Origin of the sequence: uncultured Mucilaginibacter sp., assembly GCF_937859865.1 — a bacterium.
Taxonomy (GTDB): domain Bacteria; phylum Bacteroidota; class Bacteroidia; order Sphingobacteriales; family Sphingobacteriaceae; genus Mucilaginibacter_A.
The window spans coordinates 5,266-12,556 of record NZ_CALMAT010000051.1 but is presented as its reverse complement, the minus strand read 5'-3'; the positions used below and the strand labels follow the sequence as shown (position 1 = coordinate 12,556).

The window sequence follows — 7,291 nt, the reverse complement described above, 5'->3', positions numbered from 1 at the left end:
AACAACAATAATAACTATGCCTTTTATTCATCTGCTAATCTAAAGGAAATGACAAAAACAAGGTTCTTCACCAAATCATTCCTCTACAATCTCACTATTCGGTTGTGGTTCTTCTTTGATCTCTTCTTTAAAATACTTCTTTTGGTTTAATAAAATCAGCACCACACCAACCGAAATGGCGGCATCGGCAATGTTAAAAACCGGACGGAAAAAGATGTATTCTTCTTCGCCCCAAACCGGTACCCACGATGGGAAAACGCCGGTGAGCAGCGGGAAATAAAACATATCTACCACGCGGCCCTGGAACAAAGGCGCATAATGATACATAACGCCATAAAAAGCCGAATCAATGATATTGCCCAAAGCGCCTGCAAAAATAAGCGCAATGGTAAGGATCAACCCGCGGTGAAATTTATGCCTAATCAAATAAACCAAACCGTAAGCAATCCCCGAAACGGCCAGAATCCGGAAAAGCGTTAAAGCTAGTTTTCCTACTTCACCGCCCAGTTCCCAGCCAAAAGCCATCCCGTTGTTTTCGGTATAATGCAAAAAGCCACGGTTTCCCAGCAGCTTAATTTCTTCGCCCAAAACCATGTGCGTGCGTACCCAGGTTTTCAAAATCTGGTCGGCCAGCACAATAAAAGCAGCGATTAAAAACGGCTTGGTATAAGTGGCTTTCATTTAATACTGTTTCATTTTGGCTTCCATGCTCAAAGTGGTGTGCGGCACGGCGCGCAAACGTTCTTTCGGGATCAGTTTTCCGGTTTCGCGGCAAAGGCCGTAAGTGCGGTTTTCGATGCGGCCTAAAGCAGCTTCCAATTGCTCGATAAATTTTTTCTGGCGGGCGGCCAACTGGTTGATCTGTTCTTTTTCTAAAGTTGCCGATCCGTCTTCCAAAGTTTTGTAAGTGCCTGAGGTATCATCAGTTCCGTTAGAATTGGGGCTACTTAAAGAAGAAGTCAAGGCAAAAAGTTCTTCTTTTGCTATGCGGAGTTTTTCTAAAATAAGGTCTTTAAATTCTTTTAGTTCAACATCAGAATATCTGTTTTTCTCGTACGCTTGTTCGGTTTTCATTTATACTTTGGTTAGTTCGATCAATATTTCTTCGTCGTTTATCGCTACTTTTTCGCCTTTGTTAAGCTGCGTATCCAATATCAAATCAACGGCCAGAATTTCGGCGCAAATATAGGATAAATTGTTGTTCACAGCTTCTGCTACGGCCGAGTTGCCATTTAACTTAACATTAATTTTATCAGTTACCTCGAAACCGTTGCTTTTACGCAGGTTTTGGATACGGTTTATCAGCTCTCGGGCGATGCCTTCCTGCTTCAATTCGTCGGTTAAAGCCACATCCAAGGCAACTGTAAGCTTTCCTAAAGATGCAACTTGCCAACCCGGAACATCTTCTGCCGTGATTTCAACATCCGATAAAGTTAGGAGGTGTGAGGTTTGAGGTAGGAGGATTTGTCCGTTTTGTTCAAGCTCTGCAATTTGCTCCGGATTGAATTGGGCAATGGCTTCCGCAACCTGTTTCATATCTTTCCCAACTTTTTTCCCCAACGCTTTAAAGTTCGGTTTGATTTTTTTGCTGATAAAAGAAGCATTGTCCGTAATGTACTCGATATTTTTGATGTTGGTTTCAGACAAGATTAACTCCTTCACCTGCTCCATCTGCTGCTGGAAATGCGGATTTAAAATCGGCAGCAAAATCTTGCTTAACGGCTGGCGGACATTAATGCCCACTTTTTTTCGAAGCGACAACGTTAGCGAAGAAATATCCTGCGCCAGTTGCATCCGTTCTTCCAGTTCTTTGTCCACCAAATCTGGATGGTAAGCCGGAAAATCTGCCAGATGCACCGATTCTATGTTTTCTTTTTGGGTGATAGAATTTAAATCTTGAAACAAACGTTCGGCAAAAAACGGCGCAATTGGCGACATCAATTTGGCAATCGTATCCAAACAAGTGTATAAAGTTTGGTAAGCCGAAAGTTTGTCTTCACTGTAATCGCCTTTCCAGAAACGGCGACGGCTAAGGCGAACGTACCAGTTGCTCAAATGCGCATCCACAAAATCCTGGATGGCGCGTGCTGCTTTTGTCGGCTCAAAATCAGCATAAAAACTGTCAACTTCAGCACTTAAAGTATTCAGTAAGGATAAAATCCAGCGGTCAATTTCCGGCCGTTTTTGCAGTTCGATGTCTGCCTCTCCATACTTAAACTGATCTATATTGGCGTACAAAGCGAAAAACGAATACGTGTTGTACAACGTGCCGAAAAACTTGCGGCGCACTTCGTCCAAACCTTCTAAGTTGAACTTTAAGTTATCCCAAGGCGAGGCATTGCTGATCATGTACCAGCGCGTGACATCGGCACCGTATTTTTCAATCGTTTCAAAAGGATCAACAGCGTTACCTAAGCGTTTGCTCATTTTTACGCCGTTTTTATCCAGCACCAAACCATTGGAAACCACGTTTTTATATGCGACAGAATCCATCAACATTACGGCAATGGCGTGCAGCGTAAAAAACCAGCCGCGTGTTTGATCAACCCCTTCTGCAATAAAATCTGCCGGAAAAGAAGTTGCAAAAGCTTCTTTATTTTCAAACGGAGAATGATGTTGTGCGTAAGGCATCGCTCCGGAATCAAACCAAACATCAATTAAATCAGGTTCGCGAAACATTTTTTTTCCGGTTGAAGAAACCAGAATCACGTCATCAACAAACGGACGGTGCAAATCATCCAACACAAAATTTTGTGGCATAAAAGAAGCATTGATGGATTTCTGGATTTCGTTTTTCAGTTCCTCCATCGAACCGATACAGATTTCTTCCGAGCCGTCTTCTGTCCGCCAAATCGGCAGCGGTGTTCCCCAATAACGCGAACGGGAAAGGTTCCAATCCACCAGATTTTCCAGCCAGTTACCAAAACGTCCGGTTCCGGTGGATTCCGGTTTCCAGTTGATGGTTTTGTTGAGTTCCACCATCCGCTCTTTAACCGCCGTGGTTTTGATAAACCAGCTATCCAGCGGATAATATAAAATCGGTTTATCGGTGCGCCAGCAATGTGGATAACTGTGCTCGTATTTTTTAACGTCGAACGCTTTGTTATCTTCTTTTAATTTGATGGCGATCAATACATCAGTTGGTTTAAAATCAGGATTTTGGCGTTCTTCTTCGCTGTAATATTCTTCTTTTACAAATTTTCCGGCAAAATCGGTTACTTCATTCACAAACTTTCCTTGTTTGTTTACCAACGGAACTTCTTTGCCGTTCTCGTCGCGTACCAAAACCGACGGAACGCCGTTTGCACGCGCAACCCGAAAATCATCCGCACCAAAAATAGAAGCGGTATGAACGATGCCGGTTCCATCATCGGTCGTTACAAAATCGCCGGCAATAACACGGAAAGCGTTTTGCTTCAAATCTTCATTTGTAACGTAAGACATCAATTGCTGATAACGTAATCCAACTAATTCTGCGCCTTTAAATTCCGCAGCAATTTCCCAGGGAATAATTTTATCGCCGGAATTATAACCGGTAAAAGAAGTATGCTCACCTTCTTTTTTAAAATATTGGTTAACCAAATCCTTAGCCAAAACCACGCTAACCGGCGCAAAAGTGTAAGGATTAAAAGTTTTTATTTTGACGTAATTGATGTTATCGCCAACGGCCAACGCACAATTGGAAGGCAAAGTCCAGGGCGTTGTCGTCCATGCTAAAATGGCGGTATCTTCACCTTCTTCCCCAAACAAAACCGGAATTAACGGATGGATTTGATTTGGAATGAGATGAAATTCCGCCGTAATCGAAGTGTCTTTTACATTGCGGTAAGTGCCGGGCTGGTTCAATTCGTGCGAACTTAAACCGGTGCCAGCCGCAGGCGAATAAGGCTGCACGGTGTAACCTTTATACAGCAATCCTTTTTTGTAAAACTCCTTTAAAATCCACCAAAGGGTTTCGATGTACTCGTTTTTGTAGGTGATATATGGATCTTCCAAATCAACCCAATAACCCATTTTCTCGGTCAGGTCGTTCCAAACGTCGGTGTAACGCATCACTTCTTTGCGGCATTCGGCGTTGTAATCTTCAATTGAAATTTTTTTGCCGATGTCGTCTTTGGTAATGCCTAAAGCTTTTTCAACGGCCAGTTCTATCGGCAAACCGTGCGTGTCCCAGCCGCCTTTGCGTTTCACCTGGTAGCCTTTTAGCGTTTTGTATCGGCAAAAAATATCTTTGATGGAACGCGCCATCACGTGGTGAATGCCGGGCATGCCGTTGGCCGATGGCGGGCCTTCATAAAAAGTGTAAGGTTTGCCGGCCGGGCGGCTGCTGATACTTTTTTCGAAGATGTGGTTCTGCTTCCAAAATTCCAGGACTTCGTTTCCAAGCTCCGGCAGGTTAAGCTGTTTATATTCCTTGTACATCAATACGTTTACCTCAAAAATTTGAGGTGCAAAAATACGGTTTTTACTGAGATTTTGAATTGGATTATGTAAAACAAATCGGCCGGAATTGATTGGCCAATGCTTCTTTTACCGGCATAAATTTAGTGTTGCTTGCTGTTTTTATGCCGATAAAAGAAGCATCCGGTTTCTGCCGATCAGCAAGATTGTTTTAGTTTAGCAGGATGTTACACAAAACCCGCGGCATTGTATTTAAAACGACGGATTACAGCGAAAGCAGCGTGGTGGTGCAAATTTTTACGGAGAAATTTGGGTTGCAGGCTTACCTCATTAACGGCGTAAAAAAGCCGCGGGCAAAGATTAGCCGGAACATGCTGCAACCGTTGCATTTGCTGGAAATGGTGGTTTATCATAAATTAAACGGCAACATTCAACGCGTTTCTGAATTGAAAAACGCGCCGATTTTAACTACGATTCCGTACGATATTGTTAAAAGTTCGTTGGTTATTTTTCTGAACGAAGTGCTTTACAAAGCCGTGCGGCAGGAATCTTCGGACGAAAACTTGTTCAATTTTATTTTTTATTCTATCGAATGGCTGGACCATCAGGAGCAGGGACTGGCCAATTTCCACTTGCTGTTTTTAGTGCAGTTAAGCCGGTATTTGGGTTTTCATCCTGAACGGAACGAAGCCGGAACAGCCGCTTATTTTGATTTGAAAGATGGCTTGTTTGTGAAATCTAAACCCGAGCACAACTTGTATTTAGCGCCGCCTTACACGCAATATTTTAATTTATTGATCGGCCGAAATTTTGAAGACTTGCCCGAAATCCGTTTGCCCAACGATATCCGAAAATATTTATTGGACCGGATGATCGAATATTATGCCTTGCATATTGATAGTTTCGGCCAAATCCGTTCGCACGAAGTGCTGGAAGAAGTGCTGGGATAAAAATAGCAGTTACTTCAGCTTAAATATTGGCAGCATTAAAACACAAAATCCGTTTCCTGCAACTGCTTCAACAGTTGTTCGCAGCTTGTTTTATTGGGTATAAATGTTAATGAACAAGCTTTGCACTTCAATTCAGTTGCAAATAAAATTTGTTCTAAAGGGATGTAGATAAAGGAGTTGCAACCAGGGCAATGAATACCAAGCTGTTTTAATTTGTTTTCCATATTGGCTTTTTACGCTAAGCAGCAGCCTGATGTTTTGATATAACGATGGCCGTTTCGCGTATTATTGATGCCATGGCAAAACCCGATAACTGGAAATTTGGGCGGTACTGCTTTCGGGGGAAGAAATTGATTCTGGTAGGTTGAATGAACAATTATTCAGTCAAAATTTTATAATGGTCTTCCCCAAGTTTGTCCAACGTATTCTCGTGTTCTCTAATCTGTGTTTTCAGACGTTCAATTTCTAACGGATCAACAGTTTCTAATAAATCCTTTTTTCTGCGGGCAATTAATTTAGTGTAATACCTTACACCTCTTTTGTAATTGATTTCTTTTACCAATTGATTGCCTAAGTAAATAATCCCGAAAACAACAATTGGGATTAAAGAGATGATAGCCACACGAAGTGTATTGTTTTCAATTAAACCGGCAAGAACCTCGAAGAAGGTGGTTAAACCTATTGTTAAAGTTGTGGTTGCGTTTTTTACAGAAATATCCGGTTTAGAAACTGCCTGCATTTACAACTGCATCAGCTTTTCGCTGTCTTCGCGGGTGTAATTTTTAGAAACAGTAACGCGGCGGTCGCCTTTTACAAAAGTGATGGTATCAGAATGTTTAATTTGCCAAAAGTATAAAACAATCACACGGATACAGGCAATTAAGCTTATAACAGCTACAACAATTGCAATATATAAATAAGTGTTGTTCATATGATTTGGCTTTAAGATTATAACAAAGATACTAAAGCTATACGATCCAAGCACAAATAAAGGATGAAAATTATTAATAGAAAACCAAAAAGTAATTATTCTTTTCAACCTGATGCTTCTTTTATCACCTCTTTTTAAGTGTCAAAAAAACTAAAAACTATTTTTCTTGTTATGCTTTTATTATCACGATACTTAAACATTAAAACTATGGATCTCGATTTAAAAGGTGACTGGAATCAGTTAAAAGGCAAAGTAAAACAAGCTTACGGCGATTTGACTGACGATGATTTGAAACACGAAGAAGGTAAAGACGACGAACTGCTGGGCAAGCTGCAAACCAAAACCGGCAAAACCCGCGACGAGGTGGTAAGCTGGCTGAAAAGCTTGTAATACTGTTTTTACCGTATAAAATTTAAGGAAGCCTGGTTTCGGGCTTCCTTTTTTGTTATAAAAATAGCTTTTCAAAGGGAACAGAAAAACCAGTAATGGTTCGTAATGTTAGGTTTCCTTCAGCATAAACTGTTTTTTCCAACGTAAAACATTGTTCTGCCAATCTGTAAATTTCTGCACTTAAATCTAAAGGATCAATAATCACATATTCTTTTACGCCATAACTTTCATACATTCTTTTTTTGTGCTTGATATCATAATAGGCAGTAGAAGGAGATAAAATTTCGATACATAAATCTGGAGCAAAATCAATTTTTCCACCAATAATTTTATTTCTGTTTTCTGCAGAAACAAAAATTAGATCAGGCTGAAAAACGTTTCCTTCATCTAAAAATATATCTGTCGGAGCAATCAAAAAATAGCCTCCATCATTGGTTTTATCTAGATAATTAGAGATATGTTGTGCAAGACGGATAATAATACTTTGATGCAAATGTGTTGGTGAGGGCGACATAATCAAATCATAATTTATCAACTGAAAAGGCGCACCTTCTTCTAAAATCATATAATCTTTTTCGGTGAACTTGATTTTTGTTTCGGTAAGCATAATTTAATTAAA

The 7,291-nt window shown here is 40.7% G+C and carries 8 protein-coding genes; 2 read left to right on the top strand and 6 right to left on the bottom strand.

The features are described 5' to 3' along the window. Positions 1-75: 75 nt before the first annotated feature. The 3 genes from Q0192_RS06120 to ileS are packed head-to-tail and all read right to left on the bottom strand — an operon-like array spanning position 76 to position 4,422. Positions 76-681, bottom strand: coding sequence for a lipoprotein signal peptidase (locus Q0192_RS06120; protein ID WP_299287668.1), 606 nt, complete (start codon positions 679-681; stop codon positions 76-78). Next, positions 682-1,074 (bottom strand): TraR/DksA C4-type zinc finger protein, encoded by a 393-nt coding sequence (locus tag Q0192_RS06115; RefSeq protein ID WP_299287665.1) that lies wholly within the window; start codon positions 1,072-1,074, stop codon positions 682-684. Then, entirely contained in the window at positions 1,075-4,422 is a 3,348-nt protein-coding gene (ileS, locus tag Q0192_RS06110) for an isoleucine--tRNA ligase (RefSeq protein WP_299287662.1), read from the bottom strand. A gap of 203 nt (positions 4,423-4,625) precedes the next feature. Between ileS and recO the strand changes: the two genes are divergently transcribed. Continuing rightward, the gene (gene recO, locus Q0192_RS06105) at positions 4,626-5,351 is read left to right on the top strand and encodes a DNA repair protein RecO (RefSeq protein WP_299287660.1); all 726 of its coding nucleotides are present in this window, start codon (positions 4,626-4,628) and stop codon (positions 5,349-5,351) included. A 376-nt stretch (positions 5,352-5,727) separates the two neighbouring features. Here recO and Q0192_RS06100 read toward each other — a convergent pair whose 3' ends face one another. Together Q0192_RS06100 and Q0192_RS06095 are read right to left on the bottom strand one after the other, a co-directional pair. Next, entirely contained in the window at positions 5,728-6,090 is a 363-nt protein-coding gene (locus Q0192_RS06100; protein WP_299287657.1) for a hypothetical protein, read from the bottom strand. Next, positions 6,091-6,282, bottom strand: a complete 192-nt coding sequence (locus Q0192_RS06095) for a hypothetical protein (protein ID WP_299287654.1) — start codon at positions 6,280-6,282, stop codon at positions 6,091-6,093. A gap of 207 nt (positions 6,283-6,489) precedes the next feature. Between Q0192_RS06095 and Q0192_RS06090 the strand changes: the two genes are divergently transcribed. Next, entirely contained in the window at positions 6,490-6,672 is a 183-nt protein-coding gene (locus Q0192_RS06090; RefSeq protein WP_299287652.1) for a CsbD family protein, read from the top strand. 55 nt (positions 6,673-6,727) lie between these two features. Here Q0192_RS06090 and Q0192_RS06085 read toward each other — a convergent pair whose 3' ends face one another. Then, positions 6,728-7,279 (bottom strand): Uma2 family endonuclease, encoded by a 552-nt coding sequence (locus Q0192_RS06085; RefSeq protein WP_299287649.1) that lies wholly within the window; start codon positions 7,277-7,279, stop codon positions 6,728-6,730. Positions 7,280-7,291: the final 12 nt, after the last annotated feature.

Excerpts from the sequence above, each read along its gene's own strand:
- Q0192_RS06120 (WP_299287668.1), bottom strand. The coding sequence starts at position 681 with ATGAAAGCCACTTATACCAAGCCGTTTTTAATCGCTGCTTTTATTGTG.
- Q0192_RS06115 (WP_299287665.1), bottom strand. The coding sequence starts at position 1,074 with ATGAAAACCGAACAAGCGTACGAGAAAAACAGATATTCTGATGTTGAA.
- ileS (WP_299287662.1), bottom strand. The coding sequence starts at position 4,422 with ATGTACAAGGAATATAAACAGCTTAACCTGCCGGAGCTTGGAAACGAA.
- recO (WP_299287660.1), top strand. The coding sequence starts at position 4,626 with ATGTTACACAAAACCCGCGGCATTGTATTTAAAACGACGGATTACAGC.
- Q0192_RS06100 (WP_299287657.1), bottom strand. The coding sequence starts at position 6,090 with ATGCAGGCAGTTTCTAAACCGGATATTTCTGTAAAAAACGCAACCACA.
- Q0192_RS06095 (WP_299287654.1), bottom strand. The coding sequence starts at position 6,282 with ATGAACAACACTTATTTATATATTGCAATTGTTGTAGCTGTTATAAGC.
- Q0192_RS06090 (WP_299287652.1), top strand. The coding sequence starts at position 6,490 with ATGGATCTCGATTTAAAAGGTGACTGGAATCAGTTAAAAGGCAAAGTA.
- Q0192_RS06085 (WP_299287649.1), bottom strand. The coding sequence starts at position 7,279 with ATGCTTACCGAAACAAAAATCAAGTTCACCGAAAAAGATTATATGATT.